Here is a 25,884-nt window from a genome sequence, read left to right as displayed (position 1 = left end):
ATCGGCCAAAGCACCATGTTCAACCTCGCCCCTAAACATACGCAGCTCATCAAGCAGAAAGCCCAGGAACTGGGGTTTATGTACTGCGGTGTGTCCAAGGCGGAGTTTCTGGAGGAGGAGGCCCCGCGGCTGGAGCATTGGCTGAACCAGAACATGCACGGCCAGATGCACTACATGGCCAACCATTTTGACAAGCGCCTGGATCCGCGCCTGTTGGTAGATGGGGCCAAATCGGTGGTGAGTCTTTTGTTGAATTACTTCCCGGAGGAAACCCAGCCCGAGGACACGTTCAAAATTTCCAAGTACGCCTACGGCCAGGATTACCACTTTGTGATTAAAGACAAGCTGAAGACGCTGTTCCAGTTTATTCAGGAAGCGATTGGCGAAGTGGGCGGAAGGGTGTTTGTGGACTCGGCACCAGTGATGGACAAAGTATGGGCGAAGAAAAGCGGTCTGGGCTGGGTGGGCAAAAACAGCAACCTTATCAGACCCGGGGTGGGCAGTTTCTTCTTCATCGCGGAGCTGATTTTGGACTTGGAACTGGAACCCGACGGGCCTATCAAAGATTATTGCGGCACTTGTACCAAATGCATGGATGCTTGCCCTACAGATGCTATTTCGGCTCCTTACGTGGTAGACGGCAGCAAGTGCATCTCCTATTTCACCATTGAGCTGAAAGACCAGATTCCGCAGGAAGTGGAAGGCAAGTTCGGGAATTGGGTGTTTGGCTGTGACATCTGCCAGGATGTTTGCCCCTGGAACCGGTTCAGCAAATCCCACCAGGAACCGGCGTTTGCCCCACACCCAGAGCTGCTCCACCTTTCCAAAGGTGACTGGGCGGAGCTTACTCAGGAAGTTTTTAAAGATGTTTTTAGAAAATCGGCGGTAAAACGCACCGGTTTTGAGGGGCTTACCCGCAACCTGCGTTTTGTGGCCAACGAACCAACGGGTTTAGGCGACCAGCACATTCCCGAAGGCCTTGTCTAAGATAGGGTTGTAGGCATCTGCGAAGCGAGTGTAGCACCAGTCCCGTAACATCTCTAACTCTGTGTCCAGCAGTAGACGCATGTTCTTGCGTAATTCCTTTTCAAATAAACCAGAGTCAAAACTTACTTTGTCTAAAATCAACTTCACGTATTCTAACATGGCTTTTTAAAGATGTAATTTGATTTATTATGGGGAGCTATGGTGTATACGTAAAGATGCACCATTTAATTCCCGTTTTTATACGGAATAGCTAACTATTTATACGTATTTTACCAAAATGGATCATGAAAAAGGAGCGATTTAGTGCAAACCGCTCCTTTTTCATGTAATGCCACTAAGTTCTGTTTTAAGTGAAGCCACAATAGCGTTCACCTGTACTACGGCTAAAAGGATTGATAACAGCGTCAGCCATTCTAGAGCCTCTAGCTAAACACGAGCTTAAGAGAGCTTCTGTCCGGCCAGATAAAAGTTATTTAATATAGCAATTACCGTAGCCCTGTCTAATGGTTCATCAAAGGCTTCCGACGCTGAATCTGCGGAGATGCCATTGGTGGCTATAGGAACAGTGGCTTGAGTGGTTAATTCTTCCCCATCATACACCGGTTGTGTCCAATCTGGTAAACCACCGCGGTCTTTCATGGTAATCCAGGGCTGGTTGGTGGCTAGGTTTTGGCTGTCCCGGCGCATTCTCCGGAAATAAGCGGCGTGGCGGGCTTCAACTGAGTGAATTTGCAGAGCTGTCTGCAGCACCATGTCATTGGTCATCAAACCGGGTGCCTGTCCTTTATACGCCCGAACACCAGTGTCTTCAAACGCCTGTCCTAAAGCCAACACGGTGGCATAGTCAGTGAATGGATTGGGTAAGCGACCACCGGCGGTAAAGTCTAACCGTGTTTCAGCAATGGTGACGGGTGTGCCTCCTAAAGCGGTAATAGCGGCCTGCAGCGTGGCCACGTGCCCTAATTCGTTGTCTCTGATGAGGGTTAAGCCGGTTTTAAAAGTAGCCGGTAAAGCAGCACCGTTGGCTTCCAATACTTTCCGGTAATAGGTAGAATCCGTTAATTCTGCGGTTAAAGCAAAATTCAGGATACTAATGATAGCGGCATTGGAGGTGCCTTGGCCATAGGCTTTGTTGAACACTGCCCCAAATGCTACCGGAATAGCGGCGGCGGCCAATTTCTTGCCAAAACCACCCAAATGTTTGAACACCCTGCGGCGTGAGTCAAAACGCGCGTACACTTCTGGGTCAACTTTTTCTATTTCTGTTAAGATATTAAAGATATTCATGGCGTTGTCTCCTGCTTAAATGGTTGGTAAATTGCTGGCATTGATGGTTTCCCTGATAAATGGCTGGGCAAGGGGTAATACCTGCGAAGGCAATAAAGCCATATCTAAACCGCCGTTAGCCGTTCCACCGGTAATGATAGTTTCCTGGCCAATTGCTGGAGTAGCACCCCGCGCCGCAAACGTGTTCACTTTTACCATTTCTCTGATTTCGGCGGCATGGCGCGCCTCCACAGATACAATTTTGCCCGCCAAGGTTAAGTTGGTAGCGCTGGTCAATAATTTACCTGCCCCGTTATAGGCCGCAACCCCTAAATCCTCAAAAGTTCGGGCGGTCATCAAGACTGAGGTTCTGTCAGCAAAGTTTACGGCTGAGAAATTAGGGGTAAGGGCAGGGATAGCACTGTTTCCCAGAACAGATTTGAAAAACTCACGGTGGGCTACTTCGTGGTCCCGGATATCCATCAAAACAGAGCGCTCGGTAGCGTTGCTGAAGGTAGATTGGAAGGAAGCATGAGTGACCACCATGCTATAAAAAGCCGCTTCTAACTGCTCCAGGGCATAGGCATAGTTTAGAATGCCTGTATCGCCGGTGCCCAGGTTTACGCTACCCGTCGTGTTGGTGTCCGTGATGTCGTCATCGTCGTCGCAACCGGCCAGCAGCAGGGCCGAGGCGGCTACGCCTGCTCCGGTGTACTGGAGGAAAGAACGTCGGTTCAAGGGGTTTTTCAATCCCTGCAATAGCTCCTGCTCAGGAATTGACTTTGTGTTTTTTGCCATAGTTTTTAAAATTGAAGATGAAACAATTTCTACTTTCGGGGCCCAGCTAAGCACCCAGATATGCGCAACGCCGCCTTCTTGAACCGGCGGAATTAGCGAGACCTACGACGGGAGCGATGGCACTGGATTTCAGAGGAGGCGAAAAAACTTGCCGAAGAGTGGTATTTCTTTGCAAGCAATCTATTCTACGCTGGAGGAGGGTAGGGCACTGACGGGATATTCGTACTTTTGTGGGCGTTGGGACCGGCTGTTTCAGGGCCGTTTTGAGAAAAACAGATGAAAAAGGGGGTAATTTTCTTTCTATGGTTTTTTTGCTGGGCTGCCTGGGGCAACGCCCAAAACCATGCTATAGAATATGGCCCCACCGTAATTCCCGTAGACCAGTACTTTACCATCTCTCTCAAATCACCGGCCACCCGGCCAGCTAAAGTAGAAGGCTTCCCAGAGGTAGAGGGGTTGCAGAAAAGCACCCAGAAATCTTTCACCACCACCATTACCAGGGGAACCAAAAAATCTGTGGTGTACACGCTCACCCAGCAATATGCCCCGCTGCGCGAAGGCGAGGTAGTGGTGAAGCCCTTCACCCTGCTGGTAGATGGCAAAAGTGTGGCCGCGCCCGGGGTAAAAGTGAAGGTAGGGGCTGCCGTTCCGGCTGGCGTAAACCCCAAAGACAGTCTGGCCGCCACAGTTCCCGCTACCGCAGTCCCAGAATTCGTAGACGTGAAAGAGAATGCGTTTCTTACGCTGCACGTACCTACAAGAAGGGTATTTGTGGGCGAAGCGGTTCCGGTTTCGCTTTGGTTTTACGTGGCAGACGTAGACCTGGGACTCCTGGATTTCTTTGAGTTCGAGGCCCAGATAGGAACCATTGTGCAGCAACTGAAACAGCGAAGTGCGCTGGAGGAAGTGGTGCAACCAGAAGAAATCCACCCCGAGAAAATCAAAATAGGGGAGAAGGCGTTTACGCGTTACAAGCTATACGAAGCGGTTTTGTTCCCCATCACTCCGCAACCGCTCCGTTTCCCGGCGGTAAGCCTGAAGATGACCAAATACAAAGTCGCGAAAGACCCGTCACTGCTTACCCAAAACCGCCTCCCGGAAATCAAAGCCTACCCGGCCCAACGCAGGGAAGTAAGCGTGAGGGCGCTGCCGCCGCACCCGTTGCGGGACCAGGTGGCAGTAGGCGAGTATCGGGTAGAAGAGCAGTTTTCCCGCAAAACCATTTCCCTGAACCAGAATCTGGTCTACCACTTTAAGGTGGAAGGCGAAGGAAACATCAGAACGCTGCCCTCGCCGCAGAGCCTTCATGTGTCCAGCGAACTGGAAATCTATTCTCCCGAGATCCGGCAGAGCCAGCAGATTTCCCAGGGCAGGCTGGTGGGCAGCAAGACGTTCCGGTACTTTATTGTGGGGCGGCAGACCGGTGAGTTTCCGTTGGCAGAGTTGTTTCAATGGGTGTTTTTCAATCCCGTAACCGCCCGGTATGATACCCTTCGGCCCTCTTTGACGGTGCAGGTGCGGGGGCAGGAAGACCAAAATAGTTTCATCAGGGCGCAAGATGTGGGCGATTTTTACAATATTGCCGCCACAGAAAGCAATGAGCTGATTAGCGTAGACCAATTCAAGGAAGTGCGCCTGTACACCAACGTGGTGCTGGGGATCATGCTGGGGGCGGCTTTGTTTATTTTCATACTGAAGAGAAAATGAGTAACACATACGGATCCATTTTCCGGATCACTACTTTTGGGGAATCGCACGGGACGGCCGTGGGTGTAATTGTGGACGGCTGCCCCGCCGGATTGCCCATTACCCTGGAAGAAATCCAGGCCGCGTTAGACCGTAGGCGCCCCGGCCAGTCCAAGATCACCACGCCCCGCGATGAGAAAGACCAGGTGCAGATTCTTTCCGGCATCTTCAACGGGCAAACCCAGGGCACGCCCATCACGCTGGCGGTATTCAACAAAGACCAGGCAAGCCATGACTATTCGCACATAGAAAAAGCATACCGTCCGTCGCACGCAGACTACACCTACACCGCCAAGTACGGCTCCCGCGACCACCGCGGCGGCGGCCGAAGCTCTGCCCGGGAGACCTTGGCGAGGGTAGCCGCCGGGGTATTGGCCCAGAAGTTCCTGGCGCTGCAAGGCATTCAGATTACCGCGTATGTGTCACAAGTAGGCAACATCTTCGCCCCGGCAGATTACACCCAAATGGACTTGAGCCAGGTAGACAGCACCATCGTGCGTTGTCCGCACCCCAAGACCGCTGAGGCCATGATCCAACTCATTGAAGAAACCCGCGACAAACTGGATACCGTGGGCGGCGTGGTTTCCTGCGTGGTCAAAGGCGTGCCGGCAGGCTTGGGAGAACCCGTTTTTGACAAACTGCACGCCGAACTAGGCAAGGCCATGCTGAGCATCAACGCCGTGAAGGGCTTTGAGTACGGCAGCGGGTTTGCCGGGGTCAGCATGTATGGCTCCCAACACAACGATGTCTTTTATACCGATGACGATGGTCTGGTGAAAACCCGCACCAATCACTCCGGCGGTATCCAGGGCGGTATTTCCAACGGGCAGGACATTTACTTCAAAGTGGCCTTCAAGCCGGTGGCTACTATTTTGCAGCCGCAAACCACCATTGACCAAAGCGGGCAGGAGATCACCTTGCAAGGCAAAGGCCGTCATGATCCTTGCGTACTGCCACGGGCCGTGCCTATTGTAGATGCCATGGCGGCGTTGGTGCTGGCTGATTTTGTATTGCGCCAGCGGGCAAATAGAATTGACTAGTTTTCCCTTTTTTGCCTGTTTTTCAGAAAATAGGCTTAAAATAGAGGCTTCCTTTGCGTGGGTGGCTGATGCCTTGGGATAGGGGTCTTTTGCGTGGTTTATGCGCTGTGTTGTTTCATCTGTAGCGGTAAGCGCTCACGGCCGCGGGGGCAAAGGGGCCAGTAGTTAAGGCCTTTGCCGCTGGAGCCAGCGAACCACCCTTGCCTCTCTCCCGTGGAGCTCATCTTGTAGGGAAAAAGGAAGTCCTTTCCTTGGCTTACCCCCTGACAAGCCAACATATATAGTTGCAGGCTTGAACGCTTTTCTTCCGGCCTGTTGGGCGACAGGCCGGGGAAGCGGAGGCACCTTTTAATTTTGGAGTTGTTGGCTAAAACCCGCTCCATTTCCCTTGTTGTGCGTAGTCTCTGACTACGCACAACAAGGGCAGCCAACTTCTGATTGGCGTACATGAGCTGAACCAAAAAAATCGGTTTCGGGGCTGTTTTCAAGAAAACAGCCCCGAAACCGATTTTACTGTAAAAGTATACGAAGCCTTACAGGATCACCAACACCCAAATCAGAAACAACACCGGTAGCAAGTACACAAGTGAGTACTTGAGCATGTACTGGAAGAACGGGGGCATTTTGACACCGGCTTGCTCGGCAATAGCTTTCACCATGAAGTTAGGCCCGTTCCCAATGTAGGTCATGGCACCGAACAGAACAGATGCAATGGAAATGGCCTCCAGCACCAGCAAGGTTTCAGGGGTTTGGCCTAAACCGTAGGCGAAGTCGTGGACATGGGTGGTGTTTGCGTAGTTCAAGTTGTATTTGGCCATTCCCAGCGATAGGAAGTTGGCGTAGGTGGGGGCGTTGTCCAGCACGCCGGAGAGCGAGCCGGTTACCCAGTAGAACACCGATGGGGTGAGTTTCGCCGCAAACTCGGGGGAGGAGGCCAGTTCAGCGGAAAGTTGCAGGGCGGGCATCATGGTGAAGAAAATCCCGAAGAACAGGAACACCACTTCCAGAATGGGGTCAAAGGAAAAGTGGTTCCCGTTGAGGGCGGTGCGGCTGGCCATCTTAAAGCACAGGAAAGCAGCCGTTAATTGAACCAACTCGCGCACAAAGGACACTTTAATGCCGCCTTCCAGCGGAATATAGGGCAGCCAAGCAAAGGAAGCAGGATTCAGGAACGTGGCGCCTATGATCACAGCCAGCCAAAGCAGGTTGCGTTTCCCGGTGAAGAAGAACTCGGTTTTGGCCTCAACGCGGGCTTGTACCTCCGGCTTAGGCGTGAAGGTTCCTTTGTTTCGGCTGTCCAGAATGAAGAAAATCAGGCACAGAGCGCCAACGGCGATAACCCAGGGCGTAAAGAGGTGCTGCAATGTCCAGAAGAACGGCACGCCTTTCAGGAACCCGATGAACAGCGGCGGATCTCCCAGGGGGGTCAACAAGCCGCCGGCATTACTCACAATGAAAATAAAGAAGACCACCTGATACGGTTTAATGCGGTGGTTGTTGAGCCGGATGAACGGTCTGATGAGCAGCAGCGAGGCCCCGGTGGTTCCAATCACGTTGGCAATAATGGCCCCAAACAGCAGAATACCCACGTTGAGGAGCGGCGTGGCATTGGCGTTGGCATTGATGTAAATTCCGCCAGCGGCGATGTACAAAGAACTAAGTAATATGGCGAAAGAAGCGTATTCGGCCAGGGTCTCGGCGGGCAGGTGCGTGTCATGCAAGACAAACAGGTAATAGGCCAGTACCAACAAGCCCAGACCCACCGCAATGGTTTTGAAGTGGTGGTGCCAGAAACTGGGGAAAAAAATGGGCCCGGTAGCAATAAGGCCAATGAGTAAGGCAAACGGGATAATCAAAAAGCCGGGCACATCTGGCAGAGTGGCCGCCAGTAGAACAGTGGCAAAGGACATAGGCGCGGGGTTAATTAAAACAAAGTAGACAGGTAAAGTTACGGTTTCTGGGGCAAAGGGCGGGCGTTTCTGTCCTTCTTTCCTGAAAACCGGCCAGAAACGGCACAGGGGCGGTACCCAAGAAGTAAGCACCAGGTATCGGAAATTCTCACTATTTTTGGAAACTTAAATACCTGACCGTAAGTTTTTACTATATATAACCAGAAAATAGCCATGACTGATAATACAACCAAACCGGTATCTGTGTACGCCGAGGCGAACCCGAACCCGGAGTCAATGAAATTCGTCCTGAACTCCACCTTGCTGGGCGAGGGCGGAAGCGTGGATTACCCCACCGTGGAAAGCGCCCTGGATTCTCCCTTCGCGCAGGAACTGTTCAACTTTGACTATGTGTCCAGGGTGTTCATCGCCAGTAACTTTGTCACCGTGACCAAGAACTCTCCGGTACAGTGGGCGCACCTGATCCCAGAACTGAGAACGTTCATCAAATCATACATTGAGGCCGGTGGCCCTATTTTCATCGGCAATCCGGTTACCACCACGGCGGCCTCGGCCTCAGCCGAGGTGCCCACAGATCTTTCTGCCGAAGACACCGAGATCTCGCAGAAAGTGATTGACCTGCTGGAAAACTACGTGCGCCCGGCGGTAGAGCAAGACGGGGGTAACATCACCTTCCGTTCTTACAAAGAAGGCGTGGTCACCGTCAACCTGCAAGGTTCTTGCAGCGGCTGCCCATCGGCTACCGTAACCCTAAAGGCCGGTATTGAGAACCTGCTCAAGCGCATGGTACCCGAAGTGCAAGAAGTAGTAGCCGAAGGCGTAGTGCTCTAAGGTGTATACTCCCATAAAGGAAAGGCTCTGAGAAATCAGGGCCTTTTTTGTTTGTAAGACTAAAAAGTGATGCTTCACTTTTTAGTCTAGCATTTTGCCGCCTTTGTTGGTGACAACACCCAGCAAGGGCAAGAGTGCGTTGCTGGATTTACCCAGCAGGTTCAGGGTCTTTTCTGCTTTACACCCAAGGAATGTGGTCAACTTAGTTCAGTTTTAAGCCAAATTACGCGTTCTATATCCCTCTAAAGAGATATTCCCGTTTCTTTTCCCTATTTTCAAAGCAGATTAAAAAACTACACCTGAATGTCAACATCAGCTTCAAAGCACCCGAAGGGCCTCTATTTTCTTTTTCTGGCGGAAATGTGGGAGCGCTTCGGCTACTACCTCATGATAGGTATTTTCTTCCTCTACATGACCGATACCCAAAGCGGTGGGATGGGATTACCTAATGACCAGGGCTCCGATATTTACGGAACCTTTATTGCCCTCGTCTTTTTAACGCCCTTTATTGGTGGCCTGCTGGCCGATAGATTGCTGGGCTACCGTCTCTCCATCACCATTGGCGGGATCTTGATGGGGCTGGGGTATTGCGGTTTGGCCATCCCCGGCGATACGTTCTTCTACCTGTCACTGGCGCTCATTGTCATTGGCAACGGTTTCTTCAAAGCCAACATCTCTACCCTCTTAGGCAACCTGTATTCAGAACCCCAGTACCTTCCCCAGAAAGACACCGGGTATAACATCTTTTACATGGGCATTAACGTGGGGGCCTTCATCTGCAACTTTGTGGCGGCGTACTTGCGCAACACGTATGGTTGGGGCTTCGCGTTTCTGGCGGCGGGCATTGGGATGTTCATTGGCCTCATTATCTTCTGGGCAGGGAACAAAACCCACCGTGACTATGACATCCGGAAACCGGCCCAGCCGCATGACATGCCGCTCTGGAAGGTGTTCAGCCTGGTCATCCTGCCCGCCTTGGTGGTGGGTATCCTCAGTTGGGTGTTGATTCCGGGCGATGTTTTTGGCTCAGATTCAACAGATGCCTTCATCTTTGGGTCAATTCCCATTATCCTGTTCTACGTGAGCCTCTGGTCGCGCGCCTCGGTGGAAGACAAGAAACCAATTGCCGCGCTGCTTTCTATCTTTGCCGTGGTAGTGGTTTTCTGGGGCGTTTTCAAACAGAACGGTACCGCCTTAACCACCTGGGCCGAATATTACACCGACCGCAGCCTGCCGGAAACGCTGGAAAAACCGGCCGCTTCGCTGGGCATGGTGCAACAAGTGGATGCAACGCCCACTACCGTCCCAGACTTTGACGCCGCCTTCCGTACCCGCACCGATGCCGAGGGCAAAGTAATCACCAAAGAGGCCCCGGCCCCCTACCTGAACAATCTTCCAGAGGAAGAATGGCCGCAGGAGGGAAACTCTCTGTCTCTGATTTCCACGGAGCTGTTCCAATCCATCAATCCCTTCTTCGTGATTATTTTGACGCCGCTGGTTGTTGCTTTCTGGGGCTTTATGCGCCGGAAGGGAAAAGAACCCAGCACCCCGGCTAAGATGGCACTGGGCCTGCTCATCACCGGCCTTTCTACGTTGGTGATGGTGGGTGCCGTGTGGGCGGGCGACAACGGACAATACAAGGTTTCCAGTCTGTGGCTGGTAGGAACCTACTTTGTGGTCACCATTGGCGAATTATGCCTTAGTCCAATGGGGCTGTCACTGGTGTCAAAAGTAAGTCCGCCCCGGTTGACGGCGCTCATGATGGGCGGCTGGTTTATTGCTACCTCCATCGGGAACAAACTATCTGGGATTCTGGCCAGCCTCTGGGACACCTATGATGACAAACAGTATTTTTTCTGGGTGAACTTCGCGGTAACTGTTTCGGCGGCGCTGGTGTTGGTGCTCATGCTTAAGTGGCTGCGCCGAATTATGGAGAAACCGGCTGTTTAAGGGGCCCTTAGGTTGATGTTAGACATGCTGTGGGTTACCCCTGTTCCCTTAGCTTGGCCGCTTGGTGCGTAGGTATTAGTAGGTGCACGCCTTTTGCTGTTCCCTTGGCTTTCCGTTTGTTGCGTGGGTGCAGGTGCGGCTCTTTGCATAGTTTCTGCTAAGCGCTCACGGCCGCGGGGCCCGTACTTCCCCTCTCGCACTGCCCTTTCGGCCCGGGAGGCCTGTCTCTCTTACCTTCTGCCTGTCCAGGGCCAAAAGCGAGGCGCGCTCGGGAAAGACTGGAACTGAAGAAAGGTGTATTCCCCTCCTGGGAGGGGAAGGTTCTGCTCCCCACGTCTCCTTCTAAGGCATATACATCAAATCTCTTGAATCAAGACACCCTGTTTTGAGCCTGGTTTCTGAAAAACAGGCTCAAAACAGGGTGTCTTGATTATTTCCATCAGTAGGAATAGCTCCCGGCCATTTACAGCAGAATGCCGATCTAGCACTGCAGACCCAGGCTAACTCCTTCTGCTCATCGCTAAAAATATAAGTCCAAGCCAAGCTGTTTTGGCCGTGTTTTCCTGAAAATAGCCTTAAAACAGAAGCCATGGTGTCTTAGCTCTCTGGAATGGCCGCATTCAAATAAAGTCCCCTTTACAACAGCCTTACCGGACTTGCCCCAACAGGAAAGCAAAGTGCCTTTCATAGGATATTTTCATGTGCTTTATTCAGGAGGGCAGCACCTGCAGGATTAGGGTTTCTCAATACTTTTTGGCAGATTGATAGAAATTTTTCATGGACATGGCCGACACAAAGCAGCTTCACCGGTCATTGGGCTTGCGCCTGGTGATAGTGGTAGTTATTGGGAACATTATTGGTTCTGGGGTGTACAAGAAAGTGGCCCCTATGGCCGCAGAGCTGCATTCGCCCGGGTGGGTTTTGGTTTGCTGGCTGTTGGGCGGCATTATCACTTTGTTCGGGGCCTTGAGCAACGCCGAGGTAGCCGGCCTGCTGGCCGATACCGGCGGCGAGTACGCGTATTATAAACGCATTTACAACCGTTTCTTTGCTTTTATCTACGGTTGGTCGCTTTTTACCGTAATCCAGACGGCGGCCATTTCTTCTTTGGCGTATGTGTTTGCCCAGTCACTGCACGGTCTGGCAGAGGTGCCGCCTTTGCTGGAATCTTGGGCCAGTGTAGACATTGCGGGCGTTTTTTATCCGTTCGCGGATTTCAACGTGAAGCTGACGGCCATCCTGCTCATTATCTTTCTGACCTGGATTAACACCCGGGGCCTGAAAGCGGGCGCGGGCTTGAGTTCCGCCATTCTGGTGCTGGTGTTCATTGGCATTGGCTTGATTGTATGCTTCGGGTTGGGCAGCGGACAGGCAGACCTAAGCCGAAGCTTTGACATGCGTACCCCTGCCAGTACCCCCGTCACGTTCAGTGCCGTGTTTGCGGCCATGCTCTCGGCTTTCTGGGCGTACCAGGGGTGGGCCGCCGTGGGCTTTGTGGGGGGCGAAATCAAAGACCCCCACCGGAACATCCCGCGGGGCATCACCATTGGTGTGTTCACGGTTATCGCCATTTACCTGCTTGTCAACGCCACTTATCTGGCCTTGTTGCCCATCCAAGACCTGGAAGCCGTGTACCAGGCCGGAAACAAAATAGCAGCCATTGAAGCCATCAAGAGTTTCTGGGGTGCCGGTGGCGGATTCTTCATTTCCATCCTTATTCTGGTGACCACCCTGGGTTGTACCAACGCGACGGTGCTGGCCAGTTGCCGCACGTATTTTGCCATGGCGCGGGAAGGCCTCTTCTTCCGGAAAGCCGCCGAGTTGAACCACGCGCAGGTTCCGGCCAAGTCTTTGGTTTTCCAGTGCGTTTGGGCCTGCGTGCTGGTGCTGTCGGGTACCTTTGACCAGCTTACAGATATGATCATCTTTGCGGTATTCATCTACTATGGCGCCACCACCTTGGGCGTTTTCATCCTGCGCCGCAAAATGCCAGATGCACCCCGCCCTTACAAAGCCTGGGGCTACCCCGTAGTACCGGCCATTATGATACTTTTTTGCATTGCCCTGTTCTTCAACACCATTATGGTGCGGCCCCGTGAGGCAGGGATTGGACTGGTGCTAATGCTCACCGGAATTCCTATGTACTGGTGGTTTCTCAAGAAGAACACCCCAGAGAAGAAGCCCGTGGAAGAAGCGGTGCATGCCTAAGTGCGAGTTCATCGGCGAAAGCCGATTCTTGCTATGACCATTTGCAGCACGAAAGACAAAGTTCAAACACGGTCACAAGAAAGCCCTGCCCTGTTTTAGGCCTGTTTTACTGAAAACAGGCCTAAAACAGGGCAGGGCTTTCTTGTGAGTGAATATTCTTGCAGAGCGCCTAGTGCAGCGGCCTTCTCTTGACCATGCCGCCGTCTGTGTCATCAATGCTCTGTTGGATGACGAAGGCATCTGGGTCAATGAGTTTCACTTCCCTTCTCAGGGCCGGTATTTCCAGGCGGGTCACCACGGTGAAGATAATGTCAATCTCCAGGTTGTGGCCCCGCTTCCCGAACCCCCGTTTGCCCTGGTAAATAGTGACACCGCGGCCCAATTTCTCAGTGATGGTCACCCGTATTTCTTCGCTTTGCGCCGAGATGATGGTGACGCCCGTGTACTGCTCAATCCCGTGCAGCAGGAAATCGATCATCTTGGAGGCTGAGAAGTACGTTAGAATGGAGTAGAGGGCTACGTCGGTGCCCAGGAAGAGCGCGGCGGTCAGGAAGATGATGATGTTCAGAATCAGGATCACATCGCTCACCTTTAGCAGCGGGTAGCGTTTGCTTACCAGCACGGCGGCAATCTCAGTGCCATCCAGAACTGAGCCGCCCCGCATGGCCAAACCAATCCCCAACCCAATGAACACCCCGCCAAAGACAGCGGTGAGCATGGTGTCATGCGTAAAGCTTGGGAACGTGATAAAAACCAGACTAAGGGAAAGGCCTATGATGGCGAGCGCACTCCTGACGGCGAAGACATGGCCCACGTACCGGTAGCCCATGAAAATAAAAGGCAGGTTGATCATTACCAGCAGGATGGAGAGCGGTATCCCGAAGAGATGGGTCAGCAGCATGGAGATACCGGTCACCCCTCCGTCAATCAAATGGCTGGAAAGCAGAAACCCTTTCAGGCCCATGCTGGCAGACAGAACCCCCAGGAGAATGAGAATGATGTTTTTTACCTCTGAGGAAAGGGTGAAGGTGTTGGGAGCGGTTATGGCCATTAAGAGGGAGCTAAGCTGTTCTGGTTACGCATTGGTGGGATGCCGATTCCCAATATAATCAAAATGTGGGTATTTTTTAGCGTAGAAGTTCATTTGGCATTTAAGGCATTTCGTTTTTATTTTGTAACAATGCTGAATTCCTTCCTCAGAATTGCGAAACATCACTTGAAGTACCCGCTCATGTGGGTGGTGTTGCTCTGGGCGGTAACCATGCCCGGGCAAGAGGTGGAAGTGTATCGGTTCCTGTTTTTCGGGCAGATGGAGAAAAACGGCCCTGAAACGGCACCCGGCCCGGCAGACGGGGAAAAGCCAGATGTAGGGCCGGAGGAGGTGCATGTTTTCCCAGATGCCAAGGCCTCTTCTTCGCCCAACCTTGAACTTCTGCCGGCCCTCAAACCGGCCTTAGTGGAACTTCCTTCTCTATATTTAGGCAATACAGGGCCAGCTCTTTACGGTGGCACAGCCGTTGTGTCTTTCTTCATTTTCCGGTTGCTGCCTTCTGCGCTGCAGCCCAATGCCCCGTAGGCAGCTTGCCTGGTTCCGGTGTAGAATTTACCTGCTCTGCCTTTCCCTTCTTAAAAAGATTAGATAGGTGAGGGGCCGTCGCTACATCTTGAACGGAGACAGGCTGCAGGAACCTAACCCAGCGTACATTCCGTATTTGTGTTGTGGCCAGAAAAGTAGCTTCTCTACACGTGGGGCCTCTTTTTTGATGGGCACACCGTAGGCGGTGCGCGTTTTAAGGCTCTTTTAGTGAAAACAGGCGTTATTCACTCCGTTGGGTTTACTTGCTTGGAAAGTGCGTTCACCGGGTATCTCTTGCCTTGGAATGCCCCCCGGAACGGGCCTGCTTTAAGTGCGGTACGCACATCCCAAACTACTTGCCAATGATGGGCCCTGGAGTTGCTCCTGCTTATTATTGCGTTTTCTTAAGATCACAAGTATATAATACTATATGACACACCTACCACATTTGGTAACAGACCTGGGCCTCATTCTTGGGGCGGCCGGTATTACTACGCTTCTCTTTAAAAAACTGAAGCAACCTTTGGTGCTGGGCTACATTATTGCGGGGCTGCTGGTTGGCCCCCATGTGGCGCTGTTTCCCACCATCATGGAAATGGAGAACATCACCATCTGGGCCGAGATTGGGGTGATTTTCCTGCTTTTCAGCCTGGGGCTGGAGTTCAGCTTTAAAAAACTGGTGAAAGTGGGCGGCGCCTCCTCGGTCATGGCGCTCATAGAAGTGGTGGTGATGCTACTCTTGGGGTACCTGGCCGGGCAGATCCTGGGCTGGTCTACCATGGACAGCATCTTTTTGGGCGGTATTCTCTCTATTTCCTCCACCACCATCATTATCAGGGCATTTGACGAGCTGGGCGTAAAGTCGCAGCGGTTTGCGAGCCTGGTGTTTGGGGTGCTCATTGTGGAAGACCTGGTGGCCATCTTGCTCATGGTTCTGCTTTCCACGTTGGCGGTGAGCCAACAGTTTGCCGGCTCAGAAATGCTGGCCGCCGTTCTTAAACTGGCTTTCTTCCTGCTGCTGTGGTTTCTGGGCGGTATTTTCCTTATCCCCACGTTTCTGCGCAAAGCCAGCAAACTCATGAATGACGAGACGCTGCTTATTGTCTCCCTGGCGCTTTGCCTGCTCATGGTCATTCTGGCCGCCCAAGTGGGGTTCTCTCCCGCGCTGGGCGCGTTCATCATGGGGTCTATCTTAGCGGAGACCACCAAAGCCGAAAAAATTGAACACCTGATCTCCTCAGTGAAAGACCTTTTTGGGGCTATTTTCTTTGTTTCGGTCGGAATCCTGATCAACCCGGCCATGATTGTGACCTACGCCGGGCCTATTGCCCTCATCACGGTGGTAACGCTGGTGGGGAAAGCCGTGAGTATCACCGCCGGGGGGTTGATCTCGGGCCAGGGATTGAAAACCTCTATCCAATCGGGGATGAGCGTGTCGCAGATTGGGGAGTTCTCGTTTATCATCGCTACGCTGGGCGTGACGCTCAACGTGACCAGTGACTTCCTGTACCCCGTGGCAGTGGCGGTATCGGCCATTACCACGTTCACCACGCCGTACATGATTCAGTTAGCCGAGCCGCTGTACAGAGCTACTGAGCGAATGCTGCCCGAGAAGTGGCTGAAATCTTTGAACGAGTACAGCTCGGGCACCCAAACCATCTCCACTACCAGCGACTGGAAACTGGTGCTCAAGTCTTACATGATCAACCTGGTGGTGTACTCGGTCATCATCATCAGCATTGTGCTGCTCTCTGCCCGTTACCTGAACCCGCTTATCACCCAGCATCTGGTAGACGGAAACCTGGGCAACGTGGTCACCACGGCCATTACCCTCATCTTTATGGCTCCTTTCCTGTGGGCGCTGGCGGTGCACCATCCGCAGCAAGAGGCGCAGGGCCGTATCTGGGCCAACCGTAACTACCGAAGCCTCATCATTGTCCTGGAGTTTGGCCGCATCGCGGTAGCTATCCTTTTCATCTGGTTTCTGCTGAACCAGTTCTTCTCGGTGCAGCTGGCTATTCTGGGGGGACTGTTGATTACAACGCTCATGGTGGTGTTCTCCAAAAGAATCCAGCGGTTCTACATTAGGATTGAGAACCGGTTTGTCAGGAACCTGAACGCCCGGGAAATCCACGAGGCCGCCAAAATGCACCACACCCTCACGCCCTGGAATGTGCACCTTACCAGCTTTGACGTCACCCCCGAATCTGTGGTGGTGGGCAAAAGCCTGCTGGAACTTCAGGTAAGGGAGAAATACGGGATAAACGTGGCCGTGATTGAGCGGGGCAACCGTACCATTCTGGCCCCCACCCGCAATGAGCTTCTGTTCCCCAAAGACAAACTGTACGTCTTTGGGTCAGATGAACAGATGGAAGCTTTCCGGCAGTTTATCCAGACCAGTGTTGTGCTGCCAGACGAGGTAGAAGGACAGAAAGAAGACATCCGGCTACAGAAGCTGCAGGTGAAATCAGACTCGGCCTTGCTGCACAAATCCATCCGGCACTCCGGCGTACGTGAAAAAACCCGGGGTCTGATTGTGGGGATTGAAAGGAAAGGCCAGCGCATTCTCAACCCAGATTCTGAGCTTCATTTTGAAGAAGGCGACATTGTCTGGATTGTGGGCGTGCCCCGGCGCATTAAGCAACTGGAGGAAACCCTGGTAAATGAAGTAGCCCCGTTGTAAACAGGGGTGAAGCTTGGCCCAGCCGGTGGTTTCTGATGACCAGACATTTTCTGTTTTCCTTCTGTTTTTTCAAAAACAGGGCTAAAACGCCTCAGGCCGATTAATTCCCAATCACCTAAAGTATCTTCCATCACCGGTGATATACCTTCTGGCGCAAGCGAACCAGGTAAATACCAGTTGGAGGCGGAGATTTCTATTGGGAGCCAGAAAGGCCGGATGTATGTCTGGCCTTTGTTGGTTTATTTTCTGAAAACAGCCTTAAAACAAGTGTGACTCAGAAAGGGCAGCGGTGCGTTTTTGCCCACTTTTAGCCAAAATGGCTTAAAAACGGAGATAGTCTCTATCAAAACAATGATATACTAGAACAGAACACTCGCGGGACGTGAGCGAGTGAAGTCATTACCCTTACTGTTAATTGCTGTTGCGTAATGCTGCCGGTGGTGCCCGGCGAGTCTGGAGACTCGCTTTATCCCATGTCACGAGACTGGAGTCTCGCGCCAGTTTTTTATTGGCTCACCCTGTAATACCGCCTGCTCCAAAGACCTTGGAGTGTCTTTAGATTTATGAGTGTCTACGCCTCTGCCGTTTTAAGCCTGTTTTCCCTAAATCGACCCCAAAACGCCTAACTGGGCCCAACTACAGCATTCTGTAAAGGAGCAATAAAAAAGGCCAGACAATTGTCTGGCCTTTTTTGGTGGAAACGGGTTAAGAATTAGCCCGCAGTTACTACTGGTTTGGTGGCTACTAGTTTCTCTCTGTCTACGTTGGTGGTGTCCACTACAATTGGAGCGGCAATGAACAGGGTAGAATAAGTACCAGTCAAGGAACCGATCAACATGGCGAAGGAGAAGCCTCGCAGGGTCTCACCACCGAAGATGAACAGGACAATCACTACCAGCAATACCGTTAAGTTGGTGATAATGGTACGGCTGAACGTGCTGTTCAAGGCGGGGTTCACAATGTCGCGGAACTTCAAGCGTGGGTTCTCTTGGGTGTATTCCCGTATCCGGTCAAACACAACCACGGTGTCATTGATGGAGTAACCAATGATGGTTAGGATAGAGGCGATGAATACCTGATCCATCTCAAAAGAAACCCCGAACAGGTTGGCAATGGTGAAGGCCGAGAACACAATCAACACGTCGTGGATCAAGGCGATTACCCCACCCAAGCTGAACTGCCAGCGGCTGAAACGGAACGCCAGGTAAAGGAAGATACCGGCAAAAGAAAGGAGCACCGCAATGATGGCCGTCTTCTGGATATCATCGGCCATGGTAGCGCCTACTTTAGAAGAGCTTACAATGGTTGGGTTCTGCGCGCTGTACTGTTGCAGACCTTGAACTAAGGCGGTTCTTACCGTTTCATCAGCCTGGGTTGACTCATCTTCCGCAATGTAGCTGGTGGTCACTTTCAGGCGGTTGGGAGAACCGTAGGTTTTTACCTCAGTACCGGCACCCTTGAACTCGTCATCCAACGCAGATCTTACCTCAGAGGCCGCAACCGGATTGTTGAAGTTCACCACGTAAGAACGACCGCCTTTGAAGTCTACGCCCAAAGGCAAATCGCCTTTGATGAAGACCGCCGCAATCCCAAAGAGAATGAAGGCCGCAGAGAACACGTACGCTTTCTTACGGTTGCCTAAGATGTCAAACTTGATGTTCTTGAACCAGTTTCTGGAGAGCGGGGTCTCCAAAGAAAGGCCGTTGAAGTTCTTGCCAGAGGTCATCCATTCTACTAACAGACGGGAAATGAATACCGCACTAAAGAAGGAAGTAGCAATACCAATCATCAAGGTGATGGCGAATCCTTTTACCGGGCCAGACCCGAAGAAGTACAGAATAATACCCGCCAATAAGGTAGTCACGTTGGAGTCAAAGATGGAGCTGAAGGCTTTGCTGTATCCTTTTTTGATCGCTTCCTGAATACCTAAGCCCGAGGCCAGTTCTTCCTTGATCCGCTCAAAGATGAGTACGTTCGCATCCACAGACATACCCATGGTCAATACCATACCGGCAATACCCGGCAAGGTGAGGGCGGTGCCAAACTGGGCTAAGATTCCAATGATGAAGAAGATGTTGAAGAACAGGGAAACGTTAGCCACCAAGCCACCTTTGCTGTAATACGCAAACATGAACAAGACTACCAGACCCATACCGGCCAAAGAAGAAACAAGGCCTTGGTTAATGGCCTCCTGACCTAAAGACGGCCCCACAATGGCTTCTTCCACAATACGGGTAGGAGCAGGCATTTTACCGGCTTTCAGGATGTTGGCTAAATCTTGGGCTTCTTCAATGGTGAAAGAACCAGAGATAGAAGAGTTACCGCCACTGATCTCGCTTTGTACCACCGGGGCAGAATACACGTAGTCATCCAGTACAATCGCCACCTGACGACCGATGTTGTCACCGGTCAGACGCTGCCATCTTTTAGAGCCGGCGGCGTTCATGCTCATCGTGATTTCCGGGCGACCGGTCTGGTCGTAATCCTGACGGGCGTCTGAGATGAACTCACCGGTTAAGGGGGCTTTGCCGTCGCGGCCTTTCTTCACGGCGTACAGTTCCAGGAACTCAGCCCCGTCATTGGCAACAATTGGCTTCACACCCCACAGGAACTTCATGTTCTGGGGGAAGATCGCTCTCACTTCCGACTTGGCAAACAGCGCGTTTACTTTGGCGGTGTCACGCACGTTGGTGCCTAAACCACCTGGCAGGGTAGTGAACAGACGCGCTAAAAGTGAGCTTTGGTTAGGGTTGATGGAGTCTTGCTGGGCAGCGGCGCTGTCAGCGAGTTTGCTTAACTGGGCAGCCAACGCAGAAGAATCTGCCCCTGCGGCGGCAGTCAAGGCGTTAGAGGTAGTGTCAGCCGCCGAAGCAAGCGCAGCCGAAGGCGCAGCAGTGCCTTTCAGTTTGTTAGCCGCTTCTTCTTTTACCAGGTAGTCGTTCAACTGGGTGAAATAAGGGCCATATTCCTGTACGCTCCATACTTCCCAGAACTCCAGGTTAGCGGTTCCTTGCAATAATTTACGAACGCGCTCTGGGTTGTCTACGCCCGGTAACTCAATCTGGATGCGGTTGGTACCCTTCAGGTGCTGGATGTTAGGCTGGTTTACCCCGAATTTGTCAATACGGGTGCGCAGAATGTTGAAAGAACGGGCCACCGCATCATCCACTTCTTTGTTGATGACGTTCAGAACCTCCTTGTCAGTAGAGTTGTAGCTTAAAGAACGGGTGGTGCTGTTGGCGAAGATGGAAGCCAGTTTCGCGTTAGGCTGCAACTCACGGTAAGCGCGGTAGAACAGGTCTACAAAGCTCTCCTGGCTGGTGGTCTGCAACTTCTGGGCACGGGTGATGGCTTGCTCAAAAGCGGCATCTCTGCGGCTTCCGGCCATGGCCCGGATGATCTCTACCGGAGAAACCTCCAGCGTTACGTGCATTCCGCCTTTTAAGTCAAGACCCAGGCCAAGCTCGCTTTCTTTTACTTCCTGGTACGTGTACTCCGCACCCAGGAAGTTGAAAACCGGGGCTTTCCAGACAGAGTCCAGGTAAGATTGTCTTTTGTAATGGTCAACGGTGCCGGTTTTGGTGGTGGCAAACCGGGTGGCGTCTTCTTCTACGCCTTTAGAGACCAAAGAGAAGGACAGATAGTACAGGCACAACGCCGATACGATGACCGTCAGGGCAAGGATAAAACCTTTGTTACGCATTGGTAATGAATGAATAAAGAAAAATGAAAGGAATGATGCTACTAGAAAGAGGCGGCTAAGCCGATTATGCCCTGTTTTCTGAAAAGGAAGCAGAAAACGCCAGGCCTAGAGCCCTGAAAGTGAATGCGGAGGTTACCCCGGAAATGCGCGTGAAAAGCGGAAAATTCCGGGCAGAGGCGCTAGGGAGCGTTGGGAGAGATGGGCAGCGTGGCCAGTTGTTGCAGTAAGAACGCCCAGTAGGGGGTGCCTAAGGATGTTTTAACCAATTGCTGCACCGGCGAAATGAAGGTGAGGCGCAGGAAGGCAGCAGGCTCAGCTATCTCTAAAGCAACAAAAGAAGTGGTGGCCTCAAAAGAGACTTTCTGTTTCACCACAGATGATTCCGCATCGCGGCCCTGTTTGTTCACTGCGGCCTGCTCTGCCGGGGAGGCCGAGACGTGGGCATAAGCCGGTAAGGCCCGGTGGTTGACCGTGAGCACCAACAGCAAGGCAATGCTTGTGCAAAGCAGCCGCCAATTACGTTGTATGTAGTGCGTGGGTTTCATCTCTGTAAGCAAAGATAGCGGATTCTTAAAGAAAACAAAAGCCTCTGCTGTGGGTTGAACAGCAGAGGCTTTTGTTAAGTGCCCTTGGGGGTAAGAAAAGGTTATTTTTTGATTTTAGAGTTCAGGTAGGTCACCAATACCTCCAAGCCCACCTCAAAGTTGCGGTTGTTGGGAATGATCACATCGGCATCGTTCTTGAACGGCTTTATGTACTTCTCATACGTGGGGGCCACGTGGTTGGTGTAGCGGTACAACACATCATCCAGGTCATACCCCCGTTCTACTTTATCCCTTAAGATGCGGCGCTGTAGTTTGATGTACTCTTTGGCGTCAATGTACACCTTCATGTCCAGCAGCTTGGCCACTTGTTCAAAGTAGAACACGAAAATGCCTTCCACCACTACAATAGGCGCCGGTTTAAACTCCAACTGGCGCGGAATCACGTTTGCATTGTTGAACGTGTACTCTTTGCGGTAAACGGTTTCGCCTTTGCTTAGCTGGAGAATGTCATGGGCATACGCCTCGCTGTCAATAGAAGTGGGCAAATCAAAGTTGTGAAAGCCGTTTTCGTCTATAAACTGTTTGTCGCGGTCGTGGTAATAGTTGTCCTGCGAGACCAGGCAAATGTCTTCAGGTGCATACGAAGCCAGTAGTCTGCTCAGAAATGTGGTTTTTCCTGATGCGCTCCCTCCCGTGATTCCTACAATAAATGGCTTTTGATGCATAAATTACGTTTGGTTTACGGCGCGCAAAATTAGCTTTTTGTGGGCATGATGCCTAACGCGCCTTCAAAAGAATTTATCAGGTGCCGGTTTGCACGTAGCGGTGTTGCAGAAAGGAAACCAATTGCTGTACCGCCCGCCCCCGGTGGCTGATCTGGTTTTTCTCCCGGCTGTCCATCTCGGCGAAGGTGCGGCCATGGCCCTCCGGCACAAAGATGGGGTCATAGCCAAACCCTTGTTCGCCCCGCGGGGCCTCCATGATGTGGCCTTCCACAATGCCGTCAAACAGGTGCTGCTCGCCTTCTTCCAGAATAAGCGCGATGGAGGTTCTGAAGCGGGCTTTTCGGTTAGGCTGACCTTGCAGTTTCTCTAATACTTTCTGCATGTTGGCCTGGTCTTCGCGGGCGGGGCCGGCGTAACGGGCAGAATAAACGCCGGGTTCGTGGTTAAGCGCTTCTACCTCTAACCCCGTGTCATCGGCGAAGCAGAGTACCTGGTACTTCTCCCACACGTAGGAAGCTTTTTGCAGGGCATTGCCCTCCAACGTGTCCTGGTCTTCGGCCAGTTCCTGGGTGCAGCCCAGGGCTTCCAGGCTGACCAGCTCAAAAGGCGGCCCCAGCAGTTGCTGGATTTCCTTTAATTTATGGGCGTTGTTTGAGGCGAAACAGATTTTCATGGGGTATAAAGTAAGGTGCAGCAATGATACTGCGTGTTAACGGCAGTTCAAAGAAAAACAAAACCTGTATAGTAGATGTTGTGACTCGTTTTGAAACCCTGTAACCAGAATTTCTACTACGTTCATCAAGCTACGCATTTAGGAAGAACGGTAGCGTCTTGCCCAGCCGCTGAACTCCTCAACGTTTTTAATAGGTCATCAGGCTTTTTGATGTAATTTTGCCGCGGCTTTCCCGGTGAATCCTGCAAGGACAATGCTGTTTATGGGCTGTTTTTCCGTTTTCGGGCTTTTTTCAGGAAAACAGGTTAAAAACAGCGCTTGCCTTAAAACAGAAAGCCACGTATGAAGTTAGTTAATCGTGCTCCTTCTTGCCAGAATGGAGCATGAAAGGAAAGCGACAACGTAAAAGCGTATACACTGCTTTTAAACCACATGAATTGCGTTGTGGACTTCAGCAGCGCCTGACAGGTGTCCCGCATTGGAGGGATGCCGAAAATGAAAACAAAGACTATAGATGAAATTCCATAATGATGACGATAAACCGGTAAGACGGCCCCGCGCGCAGGTACTCTCCAAGCAATTAGACCGCGTGTTCACCGAGCTGAATTCCATCGCTTCGTTTATCGGTCGTTTTTTTAAGGAGGTGTTTATGCCGCCTTATGAGTTCAAAGAAATCATTAGGCAGTGCTTTGAGATTGGGGTGAAATCGCTGCCGCTTATTTCCCTTACCGGTTTTATCATTGGCATTGTGTTCATGAACCAGTCCCGGCCCTCTTTGGCCGAGTTTGGGGCTACCTCGTGGCTGCCCTCGTTGGTGTCTTTGGCCATTGTGCGGGCGTTGGCTCCGCTGGTGACGGCTTTGATTGGGGCGGGCCGCATTGGGTCTATGATTGGAGCCGAACTAGGTTCCATGAAAGTGACCGAGCAGATTGAGGCCATGGAAGTATCGGCCACCAATCCCTTTAAGTTTCTGGTGGTAAGCCGCGTGCTGGCCACTACGTTTATGATTCCGGCCCTCATGATGTACACCATGCTGGTGGCGTTATTGGGTGCTTTCCTGAATGTGAACGCAAACGAAGGCACCAGCTTTGTGACGTTTTTTTCCCAGGTTTTTGACGCCATCACGTTTCTGGACATCTTTTCTTCCTTGTTCAAGTCGGCCCTCTTTGGGTTTACCATTGGCGTGGTGGGCTGCTACAAAGGCTACAATTCTTCAAAAGGTACCGAGGGCGTAGGCAAAGCAGCCAATTCGTCCGTAGTAACAGCTATGTTTTTAGTGTTCATTGAGGAGTTGTTATCCTTGCAGATAATTACGGCGCTCCGTTAGTACTTAGAAGGCCATGAAACAGACACAACCGGTTATTGACAGAAGCAACTGCGTCATCAACATCAGGGGGCTGGAGAAATCCTTCGGTGATCTGGATGTCCTGCGCGGCGTGGATCTGGACTTGTACAAAGGGGAGAACCTGGTGGTGCTGGGGAAATCCGGAACCGGGAAGTCGGTGTTGATCAAGATCATCTCTGGCTTGCTCAAACCCGATACCGGGGAGGTAAATGTGCTGGGCAAGAGGGTTGACAAATTGAAAGGCCGGGCACTAGACCAGCTGCGCCTGAAAATAGGCTTCTCTTTCCAGAACAGCGCCCTGTATGACAGCATGACCATCCGGAAGAACCTGGAGTTTCCGCTGGTGCGTAACCGCCGCGACCTGACCCGGGGCGAGGTAGATAAAATGGTAGAAGTGGTGCTAGACGCCGTGGGCCTGTCCCAGACCATTAACCAGATGCCTTCGGAACTGTCTGGCGGGCAGCGGAAACGGATAGGCATTGCCCGCACCTTGATCCTGCGGCCCGAGATCATGCTGTACGATGAGCCCACCGCCGGACTAGACCCCATTACGTGTATTGACATCAATAACCTGATCAACGAAGTGCAAAGCCGCTTCCATACCTCTTCCATCATTATCACCCATGACCTGACCTGCGCCAAAGACGTGGGCGACCGGGTGGTGATGCTGCTGGACGGCCAGTTTCAGCGCCAGGGAACGTTTGAGGAAGTGTTTGACACCCAAGATGAGCGGGTGAAATTATTTCATGATTACAATTTCATAGATTAGATGAGTGCAGTAGAAAATAAGCGAGCCGTAGTGGTGGGAGTCTTTGTGTTTTTAGCGCTGGTGATTCTGGTGGCAGGCATCTTTGTGCTGGGCGGCCAACAAAAACGATTCACCAAAACCATTCAGGTGTCTGCCGTTTTTGATGACGTAACGGGTCTGAAAATAGGCAACCAGGTGCTGTTTTCCGGGGTGCGGGTAGGCGTGGTGCAAGGCATCGCCTTTGAAGGGCCCTCACAGGTAGCCATCACCATGGACATCACCCAGGAAGCCCAGAAATACATCCGCAAAGACGTGAAAGCCACCATTGGTTCAGAAAGTCTAATTGGGAATAAAGCCATTGTGCTCACGGGAGGAACCCCGCAAATGCCTGTGATACAACCGGGGGACCGTATCGCCACCTCGGCCCAACTCAGCACCGAAGAGATGATGCAGACCCTTCAGGAAAACAACAAGAACCTGCTGGCCATCACCAATGACTTCAAACAGTTAAGCGCTGGTTTAGCCAAAGGCGAAGGCCTGGCCGGCGCCCTGCTCACCGATGACCAACTGGCGCAGAACTTCCAGGCCATTCTGGCGAACTTACAGAGAACCTCGGCCACCAGCGTGCGGGCGTCGCAGGCCCTGGCCCAGTTCTCCAACAAACTGAACACCCAGGGCGGCCTAGCCGATGAGTTGCTCACCGATACCGTCACGTTCAACAAGCTGCAAGCCACCATGACGCAACTGGAACAGGTCATGAGCACGGCAAACCAGATCACCAGCAAACTCAACACCACCACCGACAAATTCGGCTCTAACAGCAATGCCCTAGGCGTACTCCTCAACGACCAGGAATTTGCCGTGGACTTGCAGATGACCATGCAGAACCTGGAATCTGGCACAGATAAATTAGATGCCACCCTGGAAAGCCTGCAGCACAGTATTCTGCTCAACGGGTTCTTCCGCCGCAAAGCCAAACGCGACGCCAGACAGAAAGAACGGGAGCAGGAACGCCAGGAAAGGCTCCAGAAGCTGGATGAGAAGGAGGGCAAGAAAAATCAACTCCCCCTAACCCCTCCTGACACGTTAGCGCCCGCTCATTAGCAACGTACCATCTCGGCCTTCGGGCACCCCTCCTAAATTAGGAGGG

20 protein-coding genes are annotated in these 25,884 nt (G+C 52.1%); 11 read left to right on the top strand and 9 right to left on the bottom strand.

Translation table 11 applies throughout. The annotated features are described in order from the left end of the window. The first annotated feature begins 15 nt into the window (after positions 1–15). Positions 16–987: a tRNA epoxyqueuosine(34) reductase QueG gene (gene queG / locus HHO50_RS02115; RefSeq protein WP_181304352.1), complete on the top strand. Its 972-nt coding sequence runs from the start codon at positions 16–18 to the stop codon at positions 985–987. Here queG and HHO50_RS02110 read toward each other — a convergent pair. The 3 genes from HHO50_RS02110 to HHO50_RS02100 form a co-directional block, all read right to left on the bottom strand. Then, entirely contained in the window at positions 952–1,146 is a 195-nt protein-coding gene (locus HHO50_RS02110) for a hypothetical protein (protein WP_181304351.1), read from the bottom strand. The two genes, queG and HHO50_RS02110, sit on opposite strands and share 36 nt — an antisense overlap. 279 nt (positions 1,147–1,425) lie before the next feature. Next, entirely contained in the window at positions 1,426–2,274 is an 849-nt protein-coding gene (locus HHO50_RS02105; protein WP_181304350.1) for a ferritin-like domain-containing protein, read from the bottom strand. A 15-nt stretch (positions 2,275–2,289) separates the two neighbouring features. Next, positions 2,290–3,051, bottom strand: coding sequence for a ferritin-like domain-containing protein (locus HHO50_RS02100; RefSeq protein WP_181304349.1), 762 nt, complete (start codon positions 3,049–3,051; stop codon positions 2,290–2,292). Between the two features lie 276 nt (positions 3,052–3,327). Between HHO50_RS02100 and HHO50_RS02095 the strand changes: the two genes are divergently transcribed. Together HHO50_RS02095 and aroC are read left to right on the top strand one after the other, a co-directional pair. Then, complete coding sequence (locus tag HHO50_RS02095) at positions 3,328–4,758, top strand: BatD family protein (RefSeq protein ID WP_181304348.1); 1,431 nt, start codon at positions 3,328–3,330, stop codon at positions 4,756–4,758. Beyond that, positions 4,755–5,837: a chorismate synthase gene (aroC, locus tag HHO50_RS02090; RefSeq protein WP_181304347.1), complete on the top strand. Its 1,083-nt coding sequence runs from the start codon at positions 4,755–4,757 to the stop codon at positions 5,835–5,837. The genes HHO50_RS02095 and aroC overlap by 4 nt, the downstream gene beginning before the upstream one ends. Positions 5,838–6,370: 533 nt before the next feature. Here aroC and HHO50_RS02085 read toward each other — a convergent pair. Next, positions 6,371–7,747, bottom strand: coding sequence for a sodium:proton antiporter (locus HHO50_RS02085; protein WP_181304346.1), 1,377 nt, complete (start codon positions 7,745–7,747; stop codon positions 6,371–6,373). 213 nt (positions 7,748–7,960) lie between these two features. On the opposite strand from HHO50_RS02085, the gene HHO50_RS02080 reads away from it, so the two are divergent. From HHO50_RS02080 to HHO50_RS02070, 3 genes are all read left to right on the top strand, one after another. Further along, the gene (locus tag HHO50_RS02080; RefSeq protein ID WP_181304345.1) at positions 7,961–8,578 is read left to right on the top strand and encodes a NifU family protein; all 618 of its coding nucleotides are present in this window, start codon (positions 7,961–7,963) and stop codon (positions 8,576–8,578) included. Positions 8,579–8,881: 303 nt separating this feature from the next. Further along, on the top strand, positions 8,882–10,528 hold the full coding sequence (locus tag HHO50_RS02075) for a peptide MFS transporter (RefSeq protein ID WP_181304344.1): 1,647 nt from the start codon (positions 8,882–8,884) through the stop codon (positions 10,526–10,528). A gap of 783 nt (positions 10,529–11,311) precedes the next feature. Then, a complete protein-coding gene (locus tag HHO50_RS02070) occupies positions 11,312–12,736 on the top strand; it encodes an APC family permease (protein ID WP_181304343.1) in 1,425 nt (474 codons plus the stop codon). A gap of 169 nt (positions 12,737–12,905) precedes the next feature. Here HHO50_RS02070 and HHO50_RS02065 read toward each other — a convergent pair whose 3' ends face one another. Then, complete coding sequence (locus HHO50_RS02065) at positions 12,906–13,787, bottom strand: YitT family protein (protein WP_181304342.1); 882 nt, start codon at positions 13,785–13,787, stop codon at positions 12,906–12,908. A gap of 129 nt (positions 13,788–13,916) precedes the next feature. On the opposite strand from HHO50_RS02065, the gene HHO50_RS02060 reads away from it, so the two are divergent. Both HHO50_RS02060 and HHO50_RS02055 read left to right on the top strand, forming a co-directional pair. Further along, a complete protein-coding gene (locus HHO50_RS02060) occupies positions 13,917–14,312 on the top strand; it encodes a hypothetical protein (protein WP_181304341.1) in 396 nt (131 codons plus the stop codon). A gap of 430 nt (positions 14,313–14,742) precedes the next feature. Continuing rightward, entirely contained in the window at positions 14,743–16,995 is a 2,253-nt protein-coding gene (locus HHO50_RS02055; protein ID WP_181304340.1) for a cation:proton antiporter, read from the top strand. Positions 16,996–17,707: 712 nt separating this feature from the next. On the opposite strand, the gene secDF is transcribed toward HHO50_RS02055, so the two are convergent. The 4 genes from secDF to HHO50_RS02035 all read right to left on the bottom strand — a co-directional run bounded on the left by secDF (position 17,708) and on the right by HHO50_RS02035 (position 22,641). After that, positions 17,708–20,698 carry a protein translocase subunit SecDF gene (gene secDF / locus HHO50_RS02050; RefSeq protein WP_181304339.1) on the bottom strand — a complete coding sequence of 997 codons (2,991 nt, stop codon included), beginning with the start codon at positions 20,696–20,698 and terminating at the stop codon, positions 17,708–17,710. Positions 20,699–20,877: 179 nt separating this feature from the next. Then, positions 20,878–21,243 carry a hypothetical protein gene (locus HHO50_RS02045; protein ID WP_181304338.1) on the bottom strand — a complete coding sequence of 122 codons (366 nt, stop codon included), beginning with the start codon at positions 21,241–21,243 and terminating at the stop codon, positions 20,878–20,880. Between the two features lie 101 nt (positions 21,244–21,344). Next, complete coding sequence (locus HHO50_RS02040; RefSeq protein WP_181304337.1) at positions 21,345–21,968, bottom strand: uridine kinase; 624 nt, start codon at positions 21,966–21,968, stop codon at positions 21,345–21,347. Positions 21,969–22,044: 76 nt separating this feature from the next. Then, positions 22,045–22,641 carry a non-canonical purine NTP diphosphatase gene (locus HHO50_RS02035; protein ID WP_181304336.1) on the bottom strand — a complete coding sequence of 199 codons (597 nt, stop codon included), beginning with the start codon at positions 22,639–22,641 and terminating at the stop codon, positions 22,045–22,047. A gap of 514 nt (positions 22,642–23,155) precedes the next feature. On the opposite strand from HHO50_RS02035, the gene HHO50_RS02030 reads away from it, so the two are divergent. The 3 genes from HHO50_RS02030 to HHO50_RS02020 are packed head-to-tail and all read left to right on the top strand — an operon-like array spanning position 23,156 to position 25,838. Beyond that, the gene (locus tag HHO50_RS02030) at positions 23,156–23,968 is read left to right on the top strand and encodes an ABC transporter permease (RefSeq protein WP_181304335.1); all 813 of its coding nucleotides are present in this window, start codon (positions 23,156–23,158) and stop codon (positions 23,966–23,968) included. Between the two features lie 13 nt (positions 23,969–23,981). Beyond that, entirely contained in the window at positions 23,982–24,755 is a 774-nt protein-coding gene (locus tag HHO50_RS02025; protein WP_181304334.1) for an ABC transporter ATP-binding protein, read from the top strand. After that, complete coding sequence (locus HHO50_RS02020) at positions 24,756–25,838, top strand: MlaD family protein (protein ID WP_181304333.1); 1,083 nt, start codon at positions 24,756–24,758, stop codon at positions 25,836–25,838. It abuts the gene before it with no gap. The last annotated feature ends 46 nt before the right edge of the window (positions 25,839–25,884 follow it).

The sequence above is a fragment of the Rufibacter sp. XAAS-G3-1 genome, from assembly GCF_013623775.1.
Lineage (GTDB): Bacteria > Bacteroidota > Bacteroidia > Cytophagales > Hymenobacteraceae > Nibribacter.
Note: the sequence above shows the minus strand (reverse complement) of the source record. Positions and strands in the feature narration are given on the sequence as shown.